This is a genomic window from Ensifer sp. LC163 (genome assembly GCF_001695855.1).
GTDB lineage: Bacteria > Pseudomonadota > Alphaproteobacteria > Rhizobiales > Rhizobiaceae > Ensifer.
Window position 1 is genome coordinate 657,313 of the sequence record NZ_MBSS01000001.1, and the last position, 23,887, is coordinate 681,199.

20 protein-coding genes are annotated in these 23,887 nt (G+C 62.4%); 8 read left to right on the top strand and 12 right to left on the bottom strand.

Annotated elements, in window-relative coordinates; all coding sequences use genetic code 11:
• Nucleotides 1-92: 92 nt before the first annotated feature.
• The 8 genes from BC360_RS03225 to BC360_RS03260 form a co-directional block, all read right to left on the bottom strand.
• Nucleotides 93-1,316, bottom strand: coding sequence for a DUF2333 family protein (locus BC360_RS03225; protein WP_065794173.1), 1,224 nt, complete (start codon nucleotides 1,314-1,316; stop codon nucleotides 93-95).
• Nucleotides 1,317-1,319: 3 nt separating this feature from the next.
• Nucleotides 1,320-2,609 (bottom strand): DUF6638 family protein, encoded by a 1,290-nt coding sequence (locus BC360_RS03230; protein ID WP_065786325.1) that lies wholly within the window; start codon nucleotides 2,607-2,609, stop codon nucleotides 1,320-1,322.
• Nucleotides 2,610-2,741: 132 nt separating this feature from the next.
• A complete protein-coding gene (locus tag BC360_RS03235; RefSeq protein ID WP_065794174.1) occupies nucleotides 2,742-3,149 on the bottom strand; it encodes an endonuclease domain-containing protein in 408 nt (135 codons plus the stop codon).
• A gap of 114 nt (nucleotides 3,150-3,263) precedes the next feature.
• On the bottom strand, nucleotides 3,264-5,180 hold the full coding sequence (locus BC360_RS03240; protein WP_065794175.1) for an AAA family ATPase: 1,917 nt from the start codon (nucleotides 5,178-5,180) through the stop codon (nucleotides 3,264-3,266).
• Between the two features lie 2 nt (nucleotides 5,181-5,182).
• Entirely contained in the window at nucleotides 5,183-6,331 is a 1,149-nt protein-coding gene (locus tag BC360_RS03245; RefSeq protein WP_065786323.1) for a hypothetical protein, read from the bottom strand.
• Nucleotides 6,332-6,391: 60 nt separating this feature from the next.
• Nucleotides 6,392-7,480 carry a hypothetical protein gene (locus BC360_RS03250; RefSeq protein ID WP_053248181.1) on the bottom strand — a complete coding sequence of 363 codons (1,089 nt, stop codon included), beginning with the start codon at nucleotides 7,478-7,480 and terminating at the stop codon, nucleotides 6,392-6,394.
• Between the two features lie 165 nt (nucleotides 7,481-7,645).
• Nucleotides 7,646-8,032 carry a c-type cytochrome gene (locus BC360_RS03255; RefSeq protein ID WP_065794176.1) on the bottom strand — a complete coding sequence of 129 codons (387 nt, stop codon included), beginning with the start codon at nucleotides 8,030-8,032 and terminating at the stop codon, nucleotides 7,646-7,648.
• 157 nt (nucleotides 8,033-8,189) lie between these two features.
• Nucleotides 8,190-8,783: a thymidine kinase gene (locus BC360_RS03260; RefSeq protein ID WP_065794177.1), complete on the bottom strand. Its 594-nt coding sequence runs from the start codon at nucleotides 8,781-8,783 to the stop codon at nucleotides 8,190-8,192.
• A gap of 271 nt (nucleotides 8,784-9,054) precedes the next feature.
• Between BC360_RS03260 and BC360_RS03265 the strand changes: the two genes are divergently transcribed.
• The 6 genes from BC360_RS03265 (at nucleotide 9,055) to BC360_RS03290 (ending at nucleotide 14,674) form a co-directional block, all read left to right on the top strand.
• Nucleotides 9,055-10,011: a choline ABC transporter substrate-binding protein gene (locus BC360_RS03265; protein WP_065786320.1), complete on the top strand. Its 957-nt coding sequence runs from the start codon at nucleotides 9,055-9,057 to the stop codon at nucleotides 10,009-10,011.
• A gap of 82 nt (nucleotides 10,012-10,093) precedes the next feature.
• A complete protein-coding gene (gene choW / locus BC360_RS03270; RefSeq protein ID WP_065794178.1) occupies nucleotides 10,094-10,939 on the top strand; it encodes a choline ABC transporter permease subunit in 846 nt (281 codons plus the stop codon).
• A complete protein-coding gene (gene choV / locus BC360_RS03275; protein WP_065794179.1) occupies nucleotides 10,936-11,985 on the top strand; it encodes a choline ABC transporter ATP-binding protein in 1,050 nt (349 codons plus the stop codon). Before choW ends, choV begins: the two co-directional genes overlap by 4 nt.
• A gap of 89 nt (nucleotides 11,986-12,074) precedes the next feature.
• Nucleotides 12,075-12,818 carry a HugZ family protein gene (locus BC360_RS03280; protein WP_065794180.1) on the top strand — a complete coding sequence of 248 codons (744 nt, stop codon included), beginning with the start codon at nucleotides 12,075-12,077 and terminating at the stop codon, nucleotides 12,816-12,818.
• A 119-nt stretch (nucleotides 12,819-12,937) separates the two neighbouring features.
• Complete coding sequence (locus BC360_RS03285; RefSeq protein WP_053248174.1) at nucleotides 12,938-13,282, top strand: ArsR/SmtB family transcription factor; 345 nt, start codon at nucleotides 12,938-12,940, stop codon at nucleotides 13,280-13,282.
• A gap of 345 nt (nucleotides 13,283-13,627) precedes the next feature.
• A complete protein-coding gene (locus BC360_RS03290; RefSeq protein WP_065794181.1) occupies nucleotides 13,628-14,674 on the top strand; it encodes a Gfo/Idh/MocA family protein in 1,047 nt (348 codons plus the stop codon).
• Here the strand turns inward: BC360_RS03290 and BC360_RS03295 are convergent.
• Together BC360_RS03295 and BC360_RS03300 are read right to left on the bottom strand one after the other, a co-directional pair.
• Nucleotides 14,669-15,805 carry a Gfo/Idh/MocA family protein gene (locus BC360_RS03295; RefSeq protein WP_065786315.1) on the bottom strand — a complete coding sequence of 379 codons (1,137 nt, stop codon included), beginning with the start codon at nucleotides 15,803-15,805 and terminating at the stop codon, nucleotides 14,669-14,671. The genes BC360_RS03290 and BC360_RS03295 overlap by 6 nt on opposite strands.
• 12 nt (nucleotides 15,806-15,817) lie before the next feature.
• Entirely contained in the window at nucleotides 15,818-18,103 is a 2,286-nt protein-coding gene (locus tag BC360_RS03300; RefSeq protein WP_065794182.1) for a glycoside hydrolase family 9 protein, read from the bottom strand.
• A gap of 317 nt (nucleotides 18,104-18,420) precedes the next feature.
• On the opposite strand from BC360_RS03300, the gene BC360_RS03305 reads away from it, so the two are divergent.
• The gene (locus BC360_RS03305) at nucleotides 18,421-19,749 is read left to right on the top strand and encodes an aspartate aminotransferase family protein (protein ID WP_065794183.1); all 1,329 of its coding nucleotides are present in this window, start codon (nucleotides 18,421-18,423) and stop codon (nucleotides 19,747-19,749) included.
• A 193-nt stretch (nucleotides 19,750-19,942) separates the two neighbouring features.
• The gene (gene ade, locus BC360_RS03310) at nucleotides 19,943-21,640 is read left to right on the top strand and encodes an adenine deaminase (protein ID WP_065794184.1); all 1,698 of its coding nucleotides are present in this window, start codon (nucleotides 19,943-19,945) and stop codon (nucleotides 21,638-21,640) included.
• A 15-nt stretch (nucleotides 21,641-21,655) separates the two neighbouring features.
• On the opposite strand, the gene aac(6') is transcribed toward ade, so the two are convergent.
• Both aac(6') and BC360_RS03320 read right to left on the bottom strand, forming a co-directional pair.
• The gene (aac(6'), locus tag BC360_RS03315; protein ID WP_065794185.1) at nucleotides 21,656-22,120 is read right to left on the bottom strand and encodes an aminoglycoside 6'-N-acetyltransferase; all 465 of its coding nucleotides are present in this window, start codon (nucleotides 22,118-22,120) and stop codon (nucleotides 21,656-21,658) included.
• Entirely contained in the window at nucleotides 22,120-23,757 is a 1,638-nt protein-coding gene (locus BC360_RS03320; protein ID WP_065794186.1) for an alpha-glucosidase family protein, read from the bottom strand. The genes aac(6') and BC360_RS03320 overlap by 1 nt, the downstream gene beginning before the upstream one ends.
• Nucleotides 23,758-23,887: the final 130 nt, after the last annotated feature.

The following is a 23,887-nucleotide window of genomic DNA, read 5'->3' on the forward strand; positions in this document are numbered from 1 at the left end:
TGTACCTCATCCCTTATGGGATGATGTGTTTCGTTCAGCTTCGCCGTGGCGGGCAGCTCCGGACTGGAGCCGCCGCCAACAGGGGCTGATTTCTATCGTGCGAGGATGTCGCGCATCTCGACGATGTTGGAGCGCACCCGCAGGATATAGAAGCCCATGGTCGCCAGATGCGTCGGCATGATCCAGCCGGCCTCCTCGCCGTTGGAGATGATCAGCGGCTGGATGCGAAGTGCCGCGCGCAACTGCTTGATCGTTTCCGTCCAGATCGGCGTCAGACCGCGCTGGACAACGACGTTGTCGAAGTCGGCGCCGGCAGCGGAGAGGATACCGTAGTAACCATAGAGCTGGCCGTAGGCGAACCAGAAACGGTCGTCGGCACGCGTATCGAACCAACCGCCATTGTGGTTTTCCGAGCGCTCCCGAATGATCGCCGAGGTATTGCCGAGATCGTTGGCGATGCGGTCGAGGAATTCGACCAGGTTGTCCGCGCGGCCGTCAAAGATCGCCTCGCACTTGGCAAGCGAGGTGTTGAAGGTGCGCATGTCCTTCATCGCCGCGCGATAGAAGCTCGGCGTCGGGGTCTTCGGGCCAAACGGATTGAGGCCGAAGTACCAGGTCTCCTCATCAAACTGGATGTTGCCGCGCGCGCGCTGCAGATCGTTGTTGATGCCCGACGTGCCGCGAACGCGGCCGAGCGAATCGACCAGCTCCACCGAAGTACGGCGAACCGCCTGGTTGATGCCGCGCTGGAACGACGCCTTGTTGTCGAGCCAGGGCGTATCGTCCCAATCGAGACCGAAGAAGCCGACCTTGTAAAGCAGCATCGACGAAATCCAGGCATTCTCGTTGACGTTGAAATCGATGAGGTCGGCCGCAACATCGACGATCGCCGAGGTCTGGCACTGGGTTCCGGCCGGCAATTGCACGGCGGCGAGCGCCTCAGGCGTGACTTCGGCCGGCGGGGCCGCTGCCGCTGCCTGGTTCGCGGCCGGTGCGCCGGTCGTCGTTTGGCCCGTCGTCGCACCCGGCCCGCTCACCGGAGAACCGGCCGGCGCCTTGCGCTCGGCGAGCTTGTAGCGATCGACATAGTCGGCATCGAAATTCGTCCAGGCCTGGGTCTGCCAGATGAAATAGCCATAGAAGAAGATCAGACCAAGCAGGATGATGCCGATCGGCCCCTTGATGATCCAGCTGCGCGCCCGATACCAGTTTCCAAGCGCAACGAACGGCCACAGCAGCCAGGCAACGGCCAGGCCGATGCCGCGACCGATCGCGGTAAAGACACGCTGGAAAAACGCGACGATCGGATCAAACATGTCCTATTCCTCTCTGAGGCCGTAAAGCTTGCGGCGGAAAGCCGCCTTGTCCTTGAGATATGTGCCGGTCAGTGTCGCCACAACATATTCCCTGAACTTTTCGCTGTAACGCTCATAGGCGTCATAAAATCCCTGCTTGTCGAAGACGAAGCGGGAAACGAAATCGCGGGGAACGAGCTGGGCGATCAAGCGGTTGACCAGCCACTGATCGGGATGCGTCGGCGAGGCCCTGACCAGCATGAAGCGGTTTGCCGGCGCGACATCCTGCATCCTGATGCTGCCTGTCGTCTGCACGGTGCGCAGCATTTCCTGCAGGAAGGGATAGGCCCCGTCGCTCGCGACAAGCGCGGCATTGCGGTGCATCCAGGTCTGCAGCCAGATGCGGTCGGCACGGGCAAGATCCGTCGTCGGATCGGCGTCATTGATCAAGCCGCGTACCACCATGTCGGCACGATGCTGGTAGAGCCCGGAGTCCTCGACCCAGGACGCCTGCGGCAGCTGCAGCCGCTTCGTCGAGGCGAGAAAGTCGTAGATGCGGGCATGATCGTCGATCGCGATATAGCTGACCTGCCAGGGCCGCGATCGGCGAAACCCGGGAACCGACGGATCGCAGATAACCGTCGTCGTCTTTTCGTCGAGGAAGACATAGACACCGCCGAAATGATTGGCCCAGAAGGCATCGTGGCGGAAAACCAGCTGATCGGGCACCAGCGCGTTCTGGCGGATGTCGCCCGTCACCTTCGCCAGCTCGACCATGCGGTTCAGCATGTCATCGTCCGTCCACGCCGTCGGCACCTTCTTCAGCCGGTCGACGAGGGCCCTGAGTTCGGCCGCCTTGCCGAGCATGTCTTCGGCCGAGAGCACCCGGAAACGCACCTCGTTGATCGACAGCAGATCGTCGATGTCGTCGACGATGGAAACCGAATCCTCGATCTCGCCGTAGAGCGCATCCTTGATCGTCACCGCGTTGATCGCGCGACTGTTGGCGTTGAAGAACTCGTGCATCAGCGCCGCCGTGTTGGAAAAGCTCGTATGCACGACCGGCAGTTCCGCCTGATCCGGCGTCATGATGATGAAGCGACGGTTGACGCGGTTCGGATCGAGATAGTCGCGGTCGCCGAGCTCGTCGGCGATCTCAGGCGAGAACCCGGTCATGTCAATGCTGAAGCGCGTCAACGCCGTCGGACGCAGACCGAACCCCTGCAGCGCCTTGTTGTAGCGCGCGATCAGATGCGGTTCGGCAATGTCAAGCAGCCGTCCATAGATAAGCTCGGCTTCGAGCAGACGTTTCATGCCTGCACCTCCGCCGTGAAGATATCGCGAGGTTGCTCAGCGCCATCGAGCTCGTGTTGGCCCAACAGGTGTCCGCGTCCCCTCTCCCCGCTCGCGGGGAGAGGGCTAGGGTGAGGGGCAAATCTCCATCGCTCAATCATGGCTTTCGCCCGCGGGAATGAACGTCAAATCCGATGTTCTCACTTCACCTGTCAACCGCTTCTCCAGGATCGCGACGATTGTCTCCAGAACCGTCTCACACTCCTGAAGAACGTGGGTGTTCCAGAAGCGAACGACACTCCACCCGTTGGCCACCATGTACATATCGCGAATTGAATCGCTACTCCTATTCGCGTGCTGGCTTCCGTCTACTTCGACAATGAGATGATCATCCCGACAGGCGAAGTCAGCAAAATAGCGACCGATAGGAAACTGCCGCACAAACTTGTAGCCGTTGAGCCGCCGACCTCTGAGTTCTGCCCACAGCATCGCTTCTGCCTCGTTGTCCGAACGTCTTAGAAGGCGGGCACGCGCAGTCTCTTTCGTGTTCGCTCCCCTCAATATCGGCCCCTCACCCTAGCCCTCTCCCCGCAGGCGGGGAGAGGGGACGGCGCTGCGCCCCGCTTCCGATTTGCAGAACTGGGCGTGACAGAAGCTGATATGCATTCTGGACCATCAGCCCTGCCACCGGCCGTCGCGTTTCATCGCCTCGATCTCGCGGATCGCCTTTTCGCGCTGGCGCTCGCGGCGGATGATGTCGGTGACGGCGGCATCGTCCGACTTGTCGGTGTAGCGGAATTCGCTGTCGGCGTAGCGGTTGATTTCCTGCAGCACCATCTCGATGGTGATCGGGCCGCGAAGCGCCTCGATCATCGCCTTCTTCTCGTCGTAACCCTTGTGTATGAACGAGCCGGCATCCCTGAACCAGTCGTCGGGCAATTCGACGTCCATCGCCCTCAGCTTGACTGCGTCGGTGATGTTCTTGATCGCCCGGCCGGTAAAGCGCGGCTCGGCTTCCTTGATCATGTGCAGATAGGCGCCGACATCGGCGAGCGTGGCAAGCGCCCCCTTCTCCTTCTGATAACGCTCCCAGACGGAAACGAGGCCCTCTTCCTGCGGTCGCGAATGCGCCTCGTAGGACTGCGACACGGCGCGGTTGATCTCCTGTCCTTCGAACAACGCGTGCTCGCCGAGCGGGATCTTATGGTTCTTGCCGACCAGCAGCGCGAAGATGTCGACATAGTCGTCTTCCGTCTGCGGCCCGTCGACCAGCCAACGGGCGCCGGCGCGCTGGCGCAGCGCATCGTCGACATTCTCAGGATAGTTGGAGAACATGCCGAAGGTGCAGTTGCCGCGCACCACCGTCGAGGCGCCGGCAAAGCTCTCCATCAGCACCGCCGTCACCTCGTGCTGGCCGGCGGACGCCCGGTCGTCGGAACGCTTGGCCGCGACCTGGTCGACGTCGTCGATGGTGCCGAAGCCGATCGCCCGCGGGTTGACGACGTTGTTGACGAACTCCTTGCAGTTCTGGCCGGACTTGCCCTGATAGGACGAGATCTGGTCGACGCCGAAATTCTCGTAGTGGAAGGCGTAGCCGGCGATCTCGCAATATTCGTTGAGCATGCCGGCGAGCATCTGGATCAGGATCGTCTTGCCGGTGCCCGGCATGCCGTCGCCGATGAAGGTAAAGAGGAAGCCGCCAAGCTCGACGAAGGGGTTCATCTGCCGGTCGAAGTCGTAGGCCATCAGCATCTTGGCAAGCTTCAGCGCCTGGTACTTGGCGATATGGTTGCCGATGATCTCTTCCGGCTTCTTGAAGGTCATCACCAGCGGCTTGCGCTTCTGGCCCGGCGCGACATCGAAGCCGTTGAGCGTGAAGTCGTCCTGGTCGAGACGGATATGCACGTTCTCGAAACTCTGCAGGCCGGTAAAGCGGCCCTTGCGCGCAATCAGCCCTTCGATGGCGACGCGCGAAAGCGCGCGCGCGCGCGCCGTCAGCGCCAGATCGTCGGCCGCCCCGGCAATGCTCCGGTCGAGTGCGGCGATCAGTCCTTTGAGCGCATCCTGCGGCGTGTCGAACAGGAAATCCGGCTCGACCGCATCGTCCACCGGCTCGCCCTCGCCCGACAGCGTCGAGCCGAGATAGGCGGCCAGCGTGAAGGCGCAGATGTAGGCAGAGGCGTTGAGCAGCGCCTTGAACTGGCTGGCGTCCTCACCGGCAAGCGGCGCGGTCGTATTGCGGGCCTGCAACTGTTCAAGGCTCGTCTGGCGCGCAAAGACGTCGGCCACGGCCAGCGCCACCTGAATACCGCGGCGGGTCCTGTAGAGGACGGCGTGCTGCGCCGGCGACAGCATCGGGTCGCCCTGCCGCACCGCCTGGATGGTCTTAACAAGCTCGACCTCGCGCGTGCGGCGTTGGCCGCCGGTCGAAACCGTCGAGACGAACCGCCGCCCGGTGCCGGCGAGCGGCGCGCCGACTGAGCCCTCGTCCCGCTCGAGGATCACCAGCTTGGTCACCAGCCCCTGCGCGATCGCCTGGTGCTTGGCAATCTCGTCCTCGTGCAGCGTCGTCAGTCCGGTATTGAGTGTCATGCTTAAACCTCGCTCACGACCTGGTTTCCGGAGATGACATGCACCTTGTAGTCGCCGAAGACCTGGGCCGCCTCGCCGGATGCATAGAGCGCCTGATAGGCGTCGTGCGGCACCAGCGCATGCTTCTCGTAGGACGACACGCCCATGCGCGTGGCCTCCAGATTGTCGGTGTCGATGTGGAACTCCTCCTGTGCCGGCGTCGTCGACCAGAAGCCGCGCTTTGCGGCGCGTTCGGCCTTGGAAAACACCTCCTGCACGGTCCAGGTCAGGAGCCAGGCATTTTCGGGCTTGCGCACCTTGGACAGGATCTCGTTGATTTTCTCGTTGTTCTCGGTGATCCCGGCCGAATAGAACGGACCAAGCACGATGCGCCGCAACTGCTTGGGGTGCAGTTCGGGGAAATCCTTGTCCATGTTGGTGGCGATCGTCACCGGTGTCAGCGAATAGGTGCTGTTCTTCGAGGCGAAATCATCGAAGCGGCTGGCAAGTTCCGGATTGAGCAGGCCGCCCACCGGCAGCGGAATATCGATCTGCGGATTGAGCTTGCCATCCTCGGTGACGAGCATTTCGACGATCTTCTCGGACGAATCCTCGATTGTCGCCATGTAGACCATCGGCAGGGTCTGGGTGCCGTCGAAGGCGCCCCAGCTCACCACATAATAGGGTCGCATGGTCTTCGGGTTGACGGCGACGCGGATCGTTTCCGGCAGGATGAACGGCGAGAAGATCTCGCCCTTGCCGATCTGTTCGAGATAGAGGCGCTCGGCCATGCGCGACTGAAGCGCTTCGGGAAAAGCCTTCTGCCGCAGGATGAAATCGGCCATCTCCTCGCGCAGCGCATCGGCCGAGGGAATATCCGCAAGCCGCTTGCCCGCCGCCTGGCGGTCGTTTTCCAGTTCGAGCACGTTCTGGAAAACCGGAAAGCCGCTCTCAGCCCGGGAGATCCTGAACTGATCGACGAAGCCGATGCGGTTCTCCCAGCAGGCGATCGACGCCTTCAGCCGGGCGAGGTAGGGAACGATCACCTCGCCGACCACCGTGTTTCGATAGAGCGGCGAATTGCGGTCGCCGAGAAACAGCTCGAGCCCGGCCAGCGCCGAATGGATCGAGGTAAAATACTGCGTGACGGCAGAAGATGCTGCGACTTTCATGCCGTTCCTCCCGGCGTGTGCCGCAAGGCAAACTCGGACCGTATCATGCCCTGGCGCCGATCACTGCTGCACGTAGTTGGCGGTGTTGTGCTTGTCCATCACCGCCTGGAACCGGCGGGCAAAGGCGTCGTCAGCCAGCTTCTTGCGGCGCTGGATGTCCTGCGTCGACAGCATGTTCTTCTCGTGCATTTCAAGAAGGTCGCCGATGTGCCGCTGGGCCGCCGCGCCGATGCCGGCCATCGTCTCTTCGGCTGCCGTATCGACCTGGCTTCCGAGCGTATTGATCTTGTGGGCGACGTCCTGCTGGGCCGCCGTCTTCAACGAGTCTTCCAGTGCCTTGTAGAGCACGATGCGCTGTTCGGTATCGATCGTCAGCTTGTTGATCAGCGTGTTCTGCGCAGCGATCTGGTTGTTGAGCGAATCGACGAAGGTCTGGAACATCGAGGTGTAGCGCTCGAGCGTCTGGCTTTCGGCCAGCAGTTCCTGCTCTTTCGCCTGCTTCTCGTTGTATTCCGTCGCCAGTGCCGAGCGCTCGCCTTCAAGCTCGGTGCGCACCTTCTGCTCGGTCGACGCGGCGATGCGGTTCTCGATATCGAGCAGCAGCGGGTTCAGCTCCTCGATGCGCTTCTGCACCGCTTCGAGATTGGACATCGTGCCCTTGCGGCGCTCGATCACCTGGATCAGGCTCTGCTCGGAGGTCTTGTAGCGCTGGTCGAGGATCGACTTCTGGTCCTTGAGGATGCCGACGATGGTGTCGGATTTCGACAGCAGCTCCTGCAGGTTGCCGGCAAGCGACATGTTGCGCACCCGGTCGGTGCGCATGCGCTGCATCTTCTGCTTGGAGAAGATGCCGATGAACTTTTCGTAGCCGGTGTAGTTCTTCATGCTCTCGAACTCGGAGCCGAAGATGTTGGTCGCATCTTCCAGTCCGATGATCAGGTCGGCGATGTTGGCCTCCATCACCTTCTGCTGGCTGATCACGTCCTGGATGCGGGCGTTCTCGATATCGAAATTGACATCGCCGAGCTTGGTCTCGGCCTTGGCGAATTGCTCCAGCACGACGCCGGATTGCTCGAGCTTGCCGCGCATCTGCTCGACAACGCTTTTCGTCTTCTCGATTTCCGCGTCAAAATTCTGAAGAGTCGCCATATCATCCCCCTGGATCGGTTGAGGCAACAGGTGCCATCCGGGCCAAATTACTCAGCCTTCGATTGCAGTTATATAAAGGGTGTTTATCGAAAGAGAACAAGTCTCGACCGCCGGCTTTTTTGGTCAACCGTCCCGTCGAAGTACTTGAGATATCGACGGCATTGCCTATTTGGCGGCCGACGGGTCCCTCAGATAGGCAATGACGTCGGCAATGTCCTGCGGCTTCTTCAGCCCGGCAAAGCTCATCTTGGTGCCGCCCACCATCGCCTTGGGGCTCAAGAGATACTCGCTCAGCGTCGCCTCATCCCATACATGCCCCTCGGAACCGAAGGCCTTCATGGCCTCGGAATAGCTGTAGTCGGGGACCGAGGCGGCCGGGCGGCCGATGACGCCCATCAGGCTCGGCCCCACCCTGTTGTTGGGCTCGGTCGCCGTGTGGCAGGCGCCGCATTTGCGGAAGACGCCAGCGCCCGCCTTGGCATCGCCGCCGGCATGGCCGGGCGTGGCCCCGAGACAGAGACAGAGCAGGAGAGACGGAAGCAGACGCGGCATCGCGAACCTCATCGGGAAGAACCGGGATCAGCATGGCATCCCGAAGGCGTGACTTTCAAGGTGCCACGCGGCCGCACACGGCGCCACGCGTCCAATGGGACGCTGTAACACTCTAAAGCTGCTGCATAACGCCTTGAATCGAATCCGGTTTAAGGCGTCAAGCAGGGTCGCAGCGCATCTTTTCTTCCCAATGGCGCCGGCAATAGGAGACATATTTCTCGTTGCCGCCGACCTCGACCTGGGCACCCTCGCGCACGACATTGCCCTGCCCGTCGAGACGGACGACCATGGTCGCCTTGCGGCCGCAGTCGCAGATCGTGCGCACTTCGCGCAGCTCGTCGGCAATTGCCAGCAGCGCCATCGAGCCCGGAAAGAGCTTGCCCTGGAAATCGGTGCGCAACCCGTAGGCCATGACGGGAATGCCGATCCGGTCGGCGACCCGCGCCAGCTGCCAGACCTGCTCCTCATCGAGAAACTGCGCTTCATCGACGAAGACACAGGCAATCTGACCGGCGCCATCGGTGTTGAGCTTTTCGATCAGCGCGTAAAGATCGTCGCCGCCATGGAAGGGAATGGCATCCGCATCGAGGCCGATGCGGGACGAAATACGCCCGGTGCCTGCCCGGTCATCGAACGCCGCAATCAGCATGACGACGCGCATGCCGCGTTCCTGATAGTTGTAGGATGCCTGCAACAGCAACGTGCTCTTGCCCGCATTCATCGTCGCATAGCTGAAATAGAGTTTGGCCATATCCTGCCGTTTCCGGAAATCGTCTTGCCGGTACATGACGAGGCTTCGCCCCGAAGGCCAGTGCCTGTTTGCGCGACCCACAGTTTTTCGCCCGGCTTGACCATTTCGTGGGCATTGCGACATTCAGCGTCGCATCGTGCATCCCGTCCGCGTATTGACGCAATACACTTCCTTCGACATCAAAGCGCTTGAATTCGCTATCCAATGGTGTTTGGCTAAAATGCCAATGGTGTTTGGCTAAAACAATAATAGAGGCAGGGGAACGACAACTATGAACAAAGCACTCTCTCTCAAATTCATGCTCGCGGGCGCCGTTTCGGTGGCTGCCCTCGTTGCAGGAAACGCCGCGGCAGCCGAGCCGGAAAGCTGTGGCACCGTCCGGTTCTCCGATGTCGGATGGACGGATATCACCGCCACCACCGCCACGGTTTCCGCTGTCCTCAAGGGGCTCGGCTACGAGACCGACATCAAGGTTCTCTCCGTTCCGGTCACCTACACCTCGCTCAAGAACAAGGACATCGACGTCTTCCTCGGCAACTGGATGCCGACCCAGGAAAACGACGTGCGCCCTTATCTTGACGACAAGTCGGTGGAATCCTTCGGGCCTAACCTCGAAGGCGCGAAGTACACGCTGGCGACTAACGCCAAGGGTGCTGAACTCGGCATCAAGGACTTCAAGGACATCGCCGCCCAGAAGGACGCGCTCGAGGGCAAGATCTACGGCATCGAGCCGGGCAATGACGGCAACCGCCTGATCATCGACATGGTCGACAAGGACACTTTCGGCCTCAAGGGCTTCGAAGTCGTCGAATCCTCCGAACAGGGCATGCTGGCGCAGGTCGCCCGCTCCGAAAAGGACGGTGCGCCGATCGTATTCCTCGGCTGGGAACCGCACCCGATGAACGCCAATTTCAAGCTCACCTATCTCTCCGGCGGCGACGATATCTTCGGCCCCAACTTCGGCGGCGCCACCATCTTCACGAACGTGCGTGCCGGCTATACCACCGAATGCCCGAATGTCGGCAAGCTGCTCACGAACCTCAAGTTCTCGCTGCAGATGGAAAATGAGATCATGGGCAAGATCCTCAACGACGGCAAGGAACCGGACGCCGCCGCCAAGGAATGGCTGAAGGCCAACCCGACGGCGATCGAACCATGGCTTGCCGGCGTCACAACCAAGGATGGCGGCGAAGGCCTCGCCGCGGCGAAGACCGCGCTCGGGCTCTGACCGGTAGCAAGGCGGGGCAAGTCCCCGCCTTTTTTCACCGCATCGCGCGATATTTTTGATCTGACGAGACGGATTCACTCCTGTGGAATTTCTGACCGAAAACCGCATCCCCATCGGCGGCTGGGCCAAGGCGTTCGTCGACTGGCTGACAACGAACTTCGAGCTGTTCTTCGACCAGCTTGCTGGCTTCCTGTCGGGCGTCGTCGGCGTTCTGCTCTATATCCTGCAGACGCCGCACCCGATGATCGTCGTTGCCGTGATCACGGCGCTCGCCTGGTGGTTCCGCCGTTCGCTCGGCGTGACGCTTTTCACCGGCCTCGGACTGCTGCTGATCATCAACCAGGGCTACTGGAAGGAAACGACGGAGACGCTGGCGCTGGTGCTGGCCGCGAGCGTCGTCAGCATGGCCGTCGGCGTTCCACTCGGAATTGCCGCCGCGCGCCGGGCCTGGGTCTATGCCGTCATGCGGCCGATCCTCGATCTGATGCAGACGATCCCGACCTTCGTCTACCTGATCCCGGCTCTGATCCTCTTTGGTCTCGGTATGGTGCCTGGCCTGATCGCAACCGTGATCTTCGCCATTCCCGCACCCATCCGCCTGACCCGCCTCGGCATCATCTCGACGCCGCCCTCGCTGGTCGAAGCGGCACAGGCCTTCGGCGCAACGCCCGGCCAGGTGCTGCGCAAGGTCGAGCTTCCCTTCGCCATGCCGCAGATCATGGCGGGCCTTACCCAGACGATCATGCTCTCCCTGTCGATGGTGGTCATCGCCGCGCTCGTCGGCGCCAACGGCCTCGGCGTTCCCGTGCTTCGGGCGCTTAACTCGGTCAATGTCGCCAAGGGGTTCGAGGCCGGTCTCTGCATCGTTATCCTCGCCATCATCCTCGACCGCCTGTTCCGCTCGTCCGACGAAGGAGAGGGTGCATGACCGACGCCGTCGTTTTCAAGAATGTCGACATCATCTTCGGCAACAATCCGCAGACAGCACTGCAGATGGTCGACCAGGGCAAGACCCGCGACGAAATCGGCGCCGCCACCGGGCTGGTGCTCGGCGTCGCCGGCGCATCGCTGGCGATCAACGAGGGCGAGATCCTCGTTTTGATGGGCCTCTCCGGCTCCGGCAAGTCGACCCTGCTTCGCGCCGTCAACGGCCTTGCGCCCGTCGTTCGCGGCGAGGTCGAGGTCAAGACGGCAAACGGGCCGCTCAACCCCTATCGCACCAACGCCAAGTCGCTGCGCGACTTCCGCATGCACACTGTGTCCATGGTGTTCCAGCAGTTCGCGCTCTTGCCCTGGCGCACTGTCGCCGACAATGTCGGCTTCGGTCTCGAGCTTGCCGGCATGCCGGACGCCGAACGCAAGGCCCGCGTCGGCGAGCAGCTTGAACTCGTCAACCTGACGAAGTGGGCAGATCGCAAGGTCAACGAGCTTTCGGGCGGCATGCAGCAGCGTGTCGGCCTTGCCCGCGCCTTTGCGACCGGCGCGCCGATCCTGTTGATGGACGAGCCGTTCTCGGCCCTCGATCCGCTGATCCGCACCCGGCTTCAGGACGAGCTGCTTGAATTCCAGCGGCGCCTGAAGAAGACGATCGTGTTCGTCAGCCACGATCTCGATGAGGCGTTCCGCATCGGCAACCGCATTGCCATCATGGAAGGCGGCCGCATCATCCAGTGCGGGACTCCGCAGGACATCGTCAGAAACCCGGCGAACCAGTATGTCGCCGATTTCGTCCAGCATATGAACCCGATCAGCATGCTGACGGCCAAGGACGTGATGCAAACCGGCGTCGAGCGTGGAGCGACCGTTGCCGGCGTAACGGCGACCGCCAAGCCGACGACGCCGCTCGTCGACATCCTCGATGCCATGTCCCGCCACCCGGGCAGCGTCGGCGTCGTCGACAACGGCTCCGTCGTTGGCACGATCAACGCGCAGAACATCGTCGACGGCCTGACGCGACATCGCAGCAGAAGTTGACGAACGCACACAAGAAGCCAATAAAAGCCCGGAATCCGTTCCGGGCTTTTTCGTCTGGAGCCGGGCTGAAATTCAGGAAGGACTGACGAATGAGCGACAAACCGAATGTGTTGCGCGAAACCGATGACGAGGCCCGCACGCTGGCGCATACGCTGTTGCGTGGCGCGCGCAGCGGCTCGCTTGCGGCAATCGAACCGGAGAGCGGCGGTTTCCCCTTCGTCAGTCGTGTGCTCGTCGGCATGGACGTCGACGGCGTACCGGTGATCCTGATCTCCAAGTTGTCGACCCATACCAAGGCGCTGCTTGCCGACGCGCGCGCCTCGCTGCTGACCGGAGAGCCCGGCAAGGGCGACCCCCTCGCCCATCCCAGGCTCACTGTGCAGTGCGAGGCCGAAGCGGTCTCGCACGATTCGGAAGCCCATGCGCGCATCCGCGAGCGATTCGTTCGTCGTCATCCGAAATCGAAGCTCTATGTCGACTTTCCCGATTTCGGCTTCTTCCGCCTGAACCCGTTACGCGCCAGCCTTAACGGTGGCTTCGGCCGCGCCTATGTCCTGACGGCGCAGGACCTGGTGATCGAATCACCGGCGACGGCATCGCTCGCCGCCATGGAAGCCGGGGCTATCGAACATATGAATGCCGATCATGCCGACGCGGTCAGATTTTACGCTGAGAAACTCTGCGGTGCTCCTGCGGGCGACTGGAAAGTCGTCGGAATCGACGCTGCCGGGCTCGATCTCGCCCTTGGCGACCAATTGAAGCGGCTTGAGTTCCCTGCGCCAATGCGGGACAGTTCGGAGTTACGGCCACTTTTGCGCGAACTTTACGGTTAATCGCTCGCCAGCTACCCCCATTTCTTGCAGTAGGTAGTTGCCCTTTTATGCATCACGACTAATTATCGTCCTTCGTCAACCATAACTACGTGTGATGTAATTTTCGCATGGAGCACGCAATGCAGCCACTTTCGCCTGAAAAACACGATGAAGCCGAGATAGCAGCCGGCTTCCTCTCGGCCATGGCAAACCCTAAGCGCCTTCTCATCCTCGATTCCCTTGTCAAGGAAGAGATGGCGGTCGGCGCATTGGCCAATAAGGTGGGGCTGAGCCAGTCCGCTCTGTCCCAGCACCTGTCCAAGCTGCGAGCCCAGAATCTGGTCAGCACTCGGCGCGACGCTCAGACGATCTACTATTCCAGCTCGTCCGACGCCGTCATGAGAATTTTGGGTACGCTCTCCGATATCTACGGCGTTGCAGCAAATGCCGTGGAAGAAAAGACATTGGTCCGCCGCTCGGCCTGACCTTCTCAGTCCGCAACAGGGATCATGCCCTGAAGTAGCCCCACACGAGAAATCGCGCGGGGCTTATTCTTTTCTGGAAGATCGGCAGACGGGGCAAGCCATTGCCCGGCCGAAGCGCCCGTTGCCCTGATAACATCGGCAGCCAATGTTGCCCGGAGCTTGCCGCCGATGTTTACGCGGCCTTGAGGTTTCCGGGTCAGGATGCGCCCGGACATTACAGCGCCGCGCGTCAAATATGACGCGCAAAGGACGCTATACGCTTTAAACCTGCTGCAGGATTTTATCCCTAAATCGGATCGATTTAAGGAATTATGCAGTAGCAGCCGGGACATCGGGTTTCACGCAATGCAAGACAAGGTCCGTTGGGGCATCGCTGGTACTGGCGCCATCGCGAACAGCTTCGCGTCCGACATCCGGTTTACCGGCAATGCCGTGCTGGCCGCCGCCTATTCCCGCAGTCAGGAAAAGGCTGATGCCTTCGCCGCCCGTTTCGGCGGCATCGCCAGCCATTCCAGCATCGAGGCCTTCGCCGCCGATCCGGGTATCGACGCGGTCTACGTCGCCTCGCCGAACGCCGTCCACCTGGAGCACGCCATCGTCTTCCTGTCGGCGAACAAGGCCGTGCTGGTCGAAAAGCCGCTGGCGACTTCGTTCGACGACGCGCGTTCGCTCGCCGCCTTGGCCGCAGCCAAAAGCCTGTTCGCCATGGAGGGCATGTGGTCCTGTTTCCTGCCGGCGATCACAAAGGCGCGCGCCCTGCTCGATGGAGAAGCGCTGGGTCGCATCCGGCATGTCAAAGCCGAGCTTGCCTATGAGAAGCCGTTCGATCCCACGAGCCGCTTCTTCGACGCCAGGCTCGGTGGTGGATCGCTGCTCGACCTAGGCATCTACCCGCTGTCCGTGTGCCTTAACCTGTTCGGGCACCCGCAAGCCGTCGACGGCCACTGGCAAAGCGCACCCACGGGCGTCGACCTCTCGGCGGGCATACGCCTTGCCTATACCGGCTTCGAGGCTCATCTTTCCTGCGGTTTCGACCGTGACGGCGACAATCGCTTCATTATCGACGGAGACCGCGGTACGCTCGTCATCGACGCGCCGTTTCTGAAGGCGAACCGGCTGTTCCTCGGCAGCAACGGCCTGGTGCGCAAGGTTATCGCACCAAAGGGCCAGGGCCTGTGGGCAAAGGCACTGACGCGAATTGCCAGGCGTACCTCGCTGCCCGGCCTTCAGCGCTTCGATCTGCCCTTCCCCGGCAACGGATTGCAATTCGAGATCGAAGCGGCAAGTGCGGCGATCCTGGAGGGCTGGCACGAGCATATCCTGATGCCGATGTCGCGCAGCACCCAGGCGGTCGAAATCATCGAGAAGATCCGCGCCCTGCCGCCGTCATAGATCGAGCGGGCGATAGCCCTGGCGGCCGTTGTTGAGGGCAAGCACGATCTCGGTGAGGTGGCGCGCCGTCGTTCCGGAAAAGAACGGCGCCTCCCCACGCGCGATCGCATCGGCCTGAGCAGCAATGCCACTGACAAAATCGATCTTTGAGGGATAGGCGGGCAAGACCGACGCCTTGGCCCTGGTCGGATAGCGCACCTTGTTGCCGGCGTAGAGCCGGACAGGCAGCTTGCGACCGGTCTTCCACTCGACCCAGTCGAGGATGCGGTGCTGCAGCGAACGCTTGGCACCGAAAGCTTCGACATGAATGGGAGAGCGGTTGTCCCAGAGATCACGTACGACGATGGTGCCCTTGTCGCCGATAACTGTCAGCGAACGGTCGCGCGGGGCCGCAAGCCCGCAGGTTACGCGCGCCGTCACGCCTGAACGGAAGGAAAGGCAACCGACGGAAAAATCCGGGCCGAGGTGCAGCCGTTCCGTGCCCGGTCCCTTGTCCGGGAAGGTCAAGGCAGAAACGGCGCTGACCTCGGCAACCGGTCCGAAAAGCGAAACAAGCCAGCTTGCCGCATAGCCCGCATGCTCCAGCGTGCAGCCGACTTCGAACTCATGCACGCCGGGCCAGCGGGCGCCGGAACGGCTGCGCCATTCGCGCCAGTTCGCTCTAAACACCGGGCCGTCTTCCATTTCCGCATAGACGAGGCGCGGCTTGCCTATGGCGCCGGCCGCAAGCAGCGAGGCACAGAGCGCCTGCGCTTCGCTGAGTGCATTGGCCGGGGCGCCACCAAGCACCAGCGCCCGCTCTCGCGCCAGCTCTACGAGTTCACTCGCCTCCTCGACGCCCATTGCCAGCGGCTTTTCACAATAGACGTGCTTGCCGGCGAGAAGCGCTGCGCGGTTTACCGTATAGTGGCTCTCCGGCGTCGTCAGGTTGACGACGATCGCCACCGCCGGATCCGCTAGCACCTCGTCCAGCGTCGCGTAACGGTTGACCTTCCAGTAGGCGGCAAACTCCGTCAGGCGTGTTTCGTCTCGATCCCAGACGCCGGTGAGCCGCAGCTGCGGATGGTTGGCAAGCGTCGTCATGTAATAGTCGGCAACGAAACCCGTTCCGACAAAGGCTATCCCGGTCATCACTGCAGCCCCCTAGCGTGCGTCGGCAAGGAACGACGCGACATAGACCAGCGGCGCATTCCAGTTGATGGTGATTTCATTGGAGCCATAGGCTTCGATATCGTCGACATAACAGGTCTGGGGCGCGCAGCCCTGCAGCCGCTGTTTTGCGATGGCATCCACCGGCGTCGAATTCGGCCCGCCGGCAAGCGAGCCGACCGGCGGATTGGGCAGCGTCGGGTCGACCTGATGCGCGTACCAGCGGCTGTGCTGGTTCTCGGGCGAGCGCGCGCCGTAACCGCTGATGTAGGCGAGCGCCATGGCGTTGCGGCCAAGGATATAGTCCATGCTTTCGCGCGCCGCATTGAGGAAGACCTTGTCGCCCGAAAGGTCAAAGGCCGCCGACAGGACGATGATGTTTTGCAGGATCAGCTGGTTCGACCCCCAGTCAAATTGGTGGTTTTTCGGGCGATAGATCTGCCCGAACGGCTCGGCCGCCTGCAGCGACAGGAATGCCCGCGCCGCCGTCAGAACCGAGCGTCGCACCATGTCGAGATCGGCTTTGGGCAAGGCTTCACCGTAAAGCGCCAGCTGCAGCCGGGCAAAGCCGGCAACATTGCGCCAGTGGAAAGCGCCGGTCGGCGGCAGCACCTCGCCTGACCAATGCGGAGAAGCGCGCAAGGCATCGATATACTTCGCCTCTCCGGTGGTCAAAAACAGTTCGGCCGCGGCCCAATAGAACTCGTCGGAAACATCGTCGTCGTCATAGTCGCCACCGCCTGAGAGGCCGTCCGATTTCGCGGCGAACAGGGCCGGATTGGCATTGGCCGCCACCCACGCCTTGCGCGCGGCCGCAAGCAGCCTTGCGGCGAAGGTCGGATTGTCCTTGGCAAAGAGCCGCGAGGCCTGCGCGGCAACCGCCGCCACGTCGAAGGTCGCGGCCGTCGAAGGCCGGTGAAGCGCCCGCGGCTTCGGGTCCTCGCTCGGTAGCATCGGTGGCGACGTCCAGGCCGTGTCGTGGATCTTGTGGTGCACCATCCCGGCAAGCGGCTCGCCGTCCGGCACCATCATCGAAAGCAGAAATTGCAGCTCCCACCGCGCCTCGTCGAGCAGATCGGGGATGCCGTTGCCGCTCTCGGGAATGCGCGAAAGCCGATCGCTAAGGACAGGCGAAGCGGCATCGCCGAAAACACGGCCACGCTCGAACGTGGCCAGCAACTGCGCGACCGAGATCGCACCATTGACGGCGTACTTGCCGTGATCGCCGGCATCGTACCAGCCGCCGGAAACGTCGAGACGATAGGAGCAGGACCAGTCGCCGTAGAGCGCGGCGGCCCCAGCGCCAGTGAAGCAGCCGACGGATTTGTCGCCCTCGTTCGGTGCGACACCGACATGGCCGGCCGGCCGCGCATAGGCCTTTCCGGCGATATCGCCCCGGATTTTGATACCGCTGCGCTGCGGGTAGAACCAGGAGAGCGCATCGACGGTGAGGCGGCCATAGAGATCGTCGGAGATCGAGAAGCGATCGCTGGTCCAGTCGCCGGAGACCAGCCGGTAACCGTCGCCGGGAGCGGCATAGGCGGAAAAGTCCGCCACATGCGTCCTGACCCCGGCGGACGGATCGAAGCCGCTCGGCCGTGTTGTCCCCTCGCCGACGACGACATCGCCTGCATCGACCAGCTGGAAGGAAATGGGGCGGCGCGCCTCCGAGATCACCGTCGCCCGCTTCGGACCATCGGTGAAATAGCCGAGCTGGTTAACGCGGATGACCGGCCCCTGGTCCGCGCGGTTGGCCGCAGCAGGCGGTGCGGCAATCTCGACCAGCGACAGGTTGTCGATACAGAAGCGCCAGGCGTTCTCGGCACCACCGAGCGGGAAAACCAGCTGGGCCTCTTCCTCTTCCGACGCCATGAAATCGGCTGAAAACAGCACGCGCTCGGCCGAGCCGCCGACGCTGAACTCGCCCTGCACCGTCCAGGGCTCGGCACCGCGCTGGATGCGGGCCGATACCGCACGGGCGGGATCGGCCATGGCCGACAACGAAAGCCTGTAATGAAGTCCCGGCTCGAGTTTCAACCCGTTGACGCCGATGAGCCTGTCCCAGGTGTCGCCGCCTGCCGAAACCCCGGCGCACAGCTGCCCGCCATCCCGCGTCAGCACCACGCCTTTTCCGGCCCAGAACGTATCTTGCCCGTGTTCGAAGCGGCCGTCGACGATGAGGTCGGCGCCCGCTGCCATGCCGGGCAGAATGAGGACGGCAATGGCCGCCTGCGCGATCCCCAACCTCGACACCGTCTCGCCACTCCGCTTCTTTGCCACCGGATCGCGCCGTCAGACGACGGCGAGAAACACGGCCATGGATCCGGCGATACACGGCGCGGCAGCGTTGACGCAAACAGGTTAAACTTGAGAAAACGTCCGGGCCCACGACGAAAATTCCCCGGTACAGCCTCGACCCGACCACATGATTTTCGCCACGGATCATGCTCCTCCGCGAAATCGGACGCGAGCCTTGAACCATCGCACGCGGCGCGCGAGGCTTGACCCGAACCGGCGCCCTGATAGTTTGACCAAAGGGTAAAAGAATCCAAGCGGGCACCGCGACCCGACACAGGACCATGCCGAGGAGAACTGGAATGTCGAACCGTCTGAATACCACGCCGAACGACCTGCGCGCCTTCTGGATGCCGTTCACCGCCAACCGGCAGTTCAAGAAGGAGCCGCGCCTCTTCGTCGGCGCCAAGGACATGTACTACACGACCCATGACGGTCGCACGGTCCTCGACGGCACGGCAGGTCTCTGGTGCGTCAATGCCGGCCATTGTCGCCCGAAGATCACTGAGGCGATCCGCGAACAGGCGGGCGAACTCGATTATGCGCCGGCCTTCCAGCTCGGCCATCCCAAGGCCTTCGAACTGGCGAACCGCCTGGTCGATATCGCGCCAGAGGGCATGAACCACGTTCTCTACACCAATTCCGGTTCGGAATCGGTCGACACTGCGCTGAAGGTGGCGCTGGCCTATCACCGCGCCAAGGGCGACGGCTCGCGCTTCCGCCTGATCGGTCGCGAGCGCGGCTATCATGGCGTCAATTTTGGCGGCATCTCCGTCGGCGGCATCGTCTCCAACCGCAAGATGTTCGGCACGCTCCTGACCGGCGTCGACCACATGCCGCACACCCACCTGCCGGCCCAGAACGCCTTTACCCGCGGCGAGCCCGAGCATGGCGGCGACCTGGCGACCGAGCTTGAGCGCATCGTCACCCTGCACGACGCCTCGACGATCGCCGCCGTCATCGTCGAGCCGGTTGCGGGTTCGACCGGGGTGCTGATCCCGCCGAAGGGCTATCTCAAGAAGCTCCGCGATATCTGCACCAAGCACGGCATCCTGTTGATCTTCGATGAGGTCATCACCGGTTTCGGTCGCCTCGGCACGCCGTTCGCCGCGCAATATTTCGACGTGACGCCGGATATCATCACCACGGCGAAGGGGCTGACCAACGGCGTGATCCCGATGGGCGCCGTGTTCGTGACCTCGGAAATCCACGATGCCTTCATGAACGGTCCGGAACACCTGATCGAGTTCTTCCACGGCTACACCTATTCCGGCAATCCGATCGCCTCGGCCGCAGCGCTTGGCACCCTCGACACCTACAAGGAGGAGGGCCTTTTGACACGCGCTGCCGAGCTTGCCTCCTATTGGGAGGACGGGCTGCATTCGCTGAAGGATTGCCCGAATGTCATCGACATCCGCAATGTCGGCCTGATCGGCGCGATCGAGTTGCAGCCGATCGCCGGCGAGCCGACCAAGCGTGCCTTCTCCGCGTTCCTGAAGGCCTATGAGAAGGGCCTTCTGATCCGCACCACCGGCGACATCATCGCGCTCTCGCCGCCGCTGATCATCTCCAAGGCGGAGATCGACGAGCTGTTCGGCAAGCTTCGCGACGTGCTCGTCAACAATATCTGATTGCGTCGTCCATCGACGAATACGACCCTTTCCTCGGCAACGGGGAGAGGGTTAATCTTATTTACAGCGCCGCGCGTCAAATATGACGCGCTAAGGACGCTGTAGCACTTTAAACTTGCTGCATAATTTTATCCTTAAATCGGATCCGATTTAAGGAATTATGCAGTAGAGGCCGAAAATGAGGGGTGCAGTGATGTCCGCGGCGTTGGAACGAATGATCGACCAGGGCGTCGGCCGCGAGCCGGCCGACATCGCGCTCAAGGGCGGGCGCTTCTTCGATCTGGTGACGGGTGAGCTGATTGCCTCCGACATCGCCATATCGGGGGGCCGCGTCGTCGGCACCTATGGCGACTATGAGGGGCGCGAGGAGATCGATATCTCCGGCCGCATCGTCGTGCCCGGTTTCATCGATACACATCTGCACATCGAATCCTCGCTCGTCACGCCGCATGAGTTCGACCGCTGCGTGCTGCCGCTCGGCATCACCACCGTCATCTGTGACCCGCACGAGATCGCCAACGTGCTCGGCACCGAGGGCATCCAGTTCTTTCTCGATTCCGCCCTCGAGACCATCATGGATATCCGCGTGCAGCTGTCGTCCTGCGTGCCGGCAACGCATCTGGAGACATCAGGCGCCGACCTGCCAATCGAAAGGCTGCTGCCTTTCCGCGACCATCCGAAGGTGATCGGCCTTGCCGAGTTCATGAACTTCCCCGGCGTCATCCACAAGGATCCCGTGTGCCTGGCGAAGCTGGAGGCGTTCCAGGGCGGCCACATCGACGGCCACGCGCCTCTGCTGCGTGGAAAGGACCTCAACGGCTACCTCTCGGCCGGCATCCGCACCGAGCATGAATGCACCACCGCGGAAGAGGCGATGGAGAAGATCCGCAAGGGCATGCACATCCTGGTGCGTGAAGGCTCCGTCTCCAAGGACCTGCACGCGCTGATGCCTGTTATAACTGAGCGGCTTTCGCCCTATCTTGCGCTCTGCACCGACGACCGCAATCCACTCGACATCGCCGAGCAGGGCCACCTCGACTACATGATCCGCACCGCGATCGCCGCGGGCGTCGAGCCGCTGGCGATCTATCGCGCCGCCTCGATCTCGGCCGCGCGTGCCTTCGGCCTTCGCGACCGTGGGCTGGTGGCGCCCGGCTGGCGCGCCGATCTCGTCGTGCTCGACAGCCTCGAAAGCTGCCGGGCGCAGATGGTGTTTTCAGGCGGTCGCCGCGTGACCGACGCGCTGTTTGCCACCCGCAAGCCGGTTGCCCCCGTCGGGCTCGACAGCGTCAAGGCCGGCCATGTCAATGCAAGCGACTTCGGCGTGCCCTATTCCGACAGCGAGACGTCGGTCATCGGCGTCTTGCCGGGCAAGATCATCACCGAGCACCGGCGTTACCGTCTGCCGGCTGATGGCAACGAGACCGGCGTCGACCTCGGTCGCGACATCATCAAGGTGGCGGTGATCGAGCGGCATGGGGTCAACGGCAACCACGCCAACGGCTTCGTGCAGGGCTTCGGTCTCAAGAAGGGCGCGATCGCCTCGACGGTTGGCCATGACAGCCACAACATCTGCGTCGTCGGCGTCAACGTCGAGGACATGGCGACCGCCGCCAATCGGTTTGGCCAGATCAAAGGCGGCTTCGTCGTCGTCGAGGATGGCAAGGTTACCGGCGAGATCGCATTGCCGGTGGCGGGCCTGATGAGCCTGGAGCCGCACGAATCCGTGCGCGACACCCTGCATCACCTGCGTCAGGCGGCCTTCGCACTTGGCGCAACGTTGGAGGAGCCGTTCCTGCAGCTCGCCTTCCTGCCGCTACCGGTGATCCCGCACCTGAAGATTTCCGACCGCGGACTTGTCGATGTCGACAAGTTCATGCTGATCGGCTGAACGAGATCGGCTCGCTCAGTTGTCGGTGAACGACGCCGAGAGCTCCTTGCGAAAATAGACGACCCGCTCGGTTTCCTCGAAACCGAGCGCGGTGTGCAGGCTCAGGCTTTCCAGGTTGTTAGTGTCGGTGTCGGAGGCAAGCTCCCGGCAGCCGCGGCTGACGGCCCAGCGCTCGGCGGCCGTGATCAGCGCCCGCGCCACGCCATGGCGCCGGTAGCGGGGAATTACATAGATGCCCTCAAGAAAGGCAACCGGTGACGTCTCGCAGCCATTGACGTAATCGGTGCGCAACGAAACCTCGGCAAAGCCGGCAGCGACACCGGCATCGTCTTCGCAAAGGAAAGCGGCCTGCCGCTCCCCGGCGGCGAGACAGGTCTCTATCTCGCCGCGGTGGATGCCAGCCGGCGTATCGGACCAGAGCGCCAGCCGCATATCCAGCCAGCGTCCAACCATTTCTGTATTCATCGACACCACGCGCATCAAAGTTTCCCGCAATAGGCAGTCAGACCATTGAGTTTGAGCACGCCGCCCGCGACCTGCGCCGATTGGCCCGGCAAGGGCATGGCTTCCACGACCGTATCGGAAACGAGGAATTCCTGCGGCTCCCGCGTCAGGTTGAAGACGAAGAGCAACCGCTCGCCATCCTTCTCGCGGATGAACGCCAGAAGGTCGCGGTTGCTCTCGACGAACGACATGTCACCGTCGTGCAGGACCGCATGCGATTTGCGAAAGGTCAGCATGGCGCGATAATGGTTCAGCACCGTGACAGCGCCAGCCTCCTGCGTATCGACCGCCAGCCGCGCCTGTTCAGCCGGCACCGGCAGCCACGGTTTTCCGGCAGAGAAACCAGCATTCTCGGCGGTCACCTCCCACACCATCGGCGTGCGGCAGCCATCCCTGCCCTTGAAGGACGGCCAGAAGCGAATGCCATAGGGGTCGCGCAGATCCTCGAAGGCGAGATCCGCCTCAGATAGGCCAAGCTCCTCACCCTGGTAGAGACAGACCGAGCCGCGCAGGCTTGCGAGCAAGGTGATCGCCAGCTTGGCGACCACGTCCCGTTCCGCCTCGCTCTCGGCAAAGCGGCTGACATGGCGCATGACGTCGTGGTTGGAAAAGGCCCAGCACACCCAGCCGTCGGTGACGGCCTTCTGGAAATTGTCGACGCAGCGGCGGATATGGCCGGCGGTGAAATCCGGACCGAGCAGATCGAAGGTGTAGCACATGTGCAGCTTGTCGCCGCCGCTGGTGTAGGCCGCCACCGTCTTCAGCGACCGTGCCCCGTCTCCCACCTCGCCCACCGTCGTGCGCCCGCCATAGCCATCGAGCAAGGCCCGGAACCGCTGGAGAAAGGCGACGTTCTCCGGCTGGCTCTTGTCGTAGAGATGGTCCTGCATGCCGTAGGGATTGACGTCGGGCGCATCGTTGCTGGTCGCATCTAGGTCCGGCACGAGCGGCGGATTGTCCCTGAGATGGCGATCGTGGAAATAGAAGTTGACGGTATCCAGCCGGAAGCCGTCGACGCCGCGGTCGAGCCAGAAGCGCGCGGCATCAAGCACTGCGTCCTGAACTTCCGGGTTATGGAAATTGAGATCCGGCTGCGAAGCGAGGAAGTTGTGCATGTAATATTGCTTGCGCACCCCGTCCCATTCCCAGGCCGGGCCGCCGAAGATCGAAAGCCAGTTGTTGGGCGCAGTCCCGTCCGGCTTCGGGTCGGCCCAGACATACCAGTCTGCCTTCGGGCTCTCGCGACTGGCGCGGCTTTCGACGAACCAGGGATGACGATCGGACGAATGCGAAATCACCTGGTCGATGATCACCTTGAGGCCAAGGTGGTGCGCCTCCGCCAGCATCGCATCGAAATCGGCAAGGGTGCCGAACATCGGATCGATATCGCAATAATCCGAGACGTCATAGCCCATGTCTGCCTGCGGCGAGGTAAAGAACGGCGACAGCCAGATGGCGTCGACGCCGAGCGAGGCGATGTGGCCGAGCCGTCGCGTGACGCCCTTCAAGTCGCCGATGCCATCGTCATCGGTATCCTGAAACGAGCGCGGATAGACCTGATAGATCACCGCGCCGCGCCACCAATCGTCACCCGAACCCTGCTGAGACGCCATGCCCTGCCCCCGTGAAACCGATCTGTGCGCCAAGATGTAGCCTCGCCCGGCGCGCGAGTAAACGCCGGACTGCGGTCGCGTCACCGCCCAAATCGGCAACGTCGGAAAACAATCTCTTGCCGAGACCGGC

Excerpts from the sequence above, each read along its gene's own strand:
- BC360_RS03225 (WP_065794173.1), bottom strand. The coding sequence starts at position 1,316 with ATGTTTGATCCGATCGTCGCGTTTTTCCAGCGTGTCTTTACCGCGATC.
- BC360_RS03230 (WP_065786325.1), bottom strand. The coding sequence starts at position 2,609 with ATGAAACGTCTGCTCGAAGCCGAGCTTATCTATGGACGGCTGCTTGAC.
- BC360_RS03240 (WP_065794175.1), bottom strand. The coding sequence starts at position 5,180 with ATGACACTCAATACCGGACTGACGACGCTGCACGAGGACGAGATTGCC.
- BC360_RS03245 (WP_065786323.1), bottom strand. The coding sequence starts at position 6,331 with ATGAAAGTCGCAGCATCTTCTGCCGTCACGCAGTATTTTACCTCGATC.
- BC360_RS03250 (WP_053248181.1), bottom strand. The coding sequence starts at position 7,480 with ATGGCGACTCTTCAGAATTTTGACGCGGAAATCGAGAAGACGAAAAGC.
- BC360_RS03255 (WP_065794176.1), bottom strand. The coding sequence starts at position 8,032 with ATGCCGCGTCTGCTTCCGTCTCTCCTGCTCTGTCTCTGTCTCGGGGCC.
- BC360_RS03260 (WP_065794177.1), bottom strand. The coding sequence starts at position 8,783 with ATGGCCAAACTCTATTTCAGCTATGCGACGATGAATGCGGGCAAGAGC.
- BC360_RS03265 (WP_065786320.1), top strand. The coding sequence starts at position 9,055 with ATGAACAAAGCACTCTCTCTCAAATTCATGCTCGCGGGCGCCGTTTCG.
- choV (WP_065794179.1), top strand. The coding sequence starts at position 10,936 with ATGACCGACGCCGTCGTTTTCAAGAATGTCGACATCATCTTCGGCAAC.
- BC360_RS03280 (WP_065794180.1), top strand. The coding sequence starts at position 12,075 with ATGAGCGACAAACCGAATGTGTTGCGCGAAACCGATGACGAGGCCCGC.
- BC360_RS03285 (WP_053248174.1), top strand. The coding sequence starts at position 12,938 with ATGCAGCCACTTTCGCCTGAAAAACACGATGAAGCCGAGATAGCAGCC.
- BC360_RS03290 (WP_065794181.1), top strand. The coding sequence starts at position 13,628 with ATGCAAGACAAGGTCCGTTGGGGCATCGCTGGTACTGGCGCCATCGCG.
- BC360_RS03295 (WP_065786315.1), bottom strand. The coding sequence starts at position 15,805 with ATGACCGGGATAGCCTTTGTCGGAACGGGTTTCGTTGCCGACTATTAC.
- BC360_RS03305 (WP_065794183.1), top strand. The coding sequence starts at position 18,421 with ATGTCGAACCGTCTGAATACCACGCCGAACGACCTGCGCGCCTTCTGG.
- ade (WP_065794184.1), top strand. The coding sequence starts at position 19,943 with ATGTCCGCGGCGTTGGAACGAATGATCGACCAGGGCGTCGGCCGCGAG.
- BC360_RS03320 (WP_065794186.1), bottom strand. The coding sequence starts at position 23,757 with ATGGCGTCTCAGCAGGGTTCGGGTGACGATTGGTGGCGCGGCGCGGTG.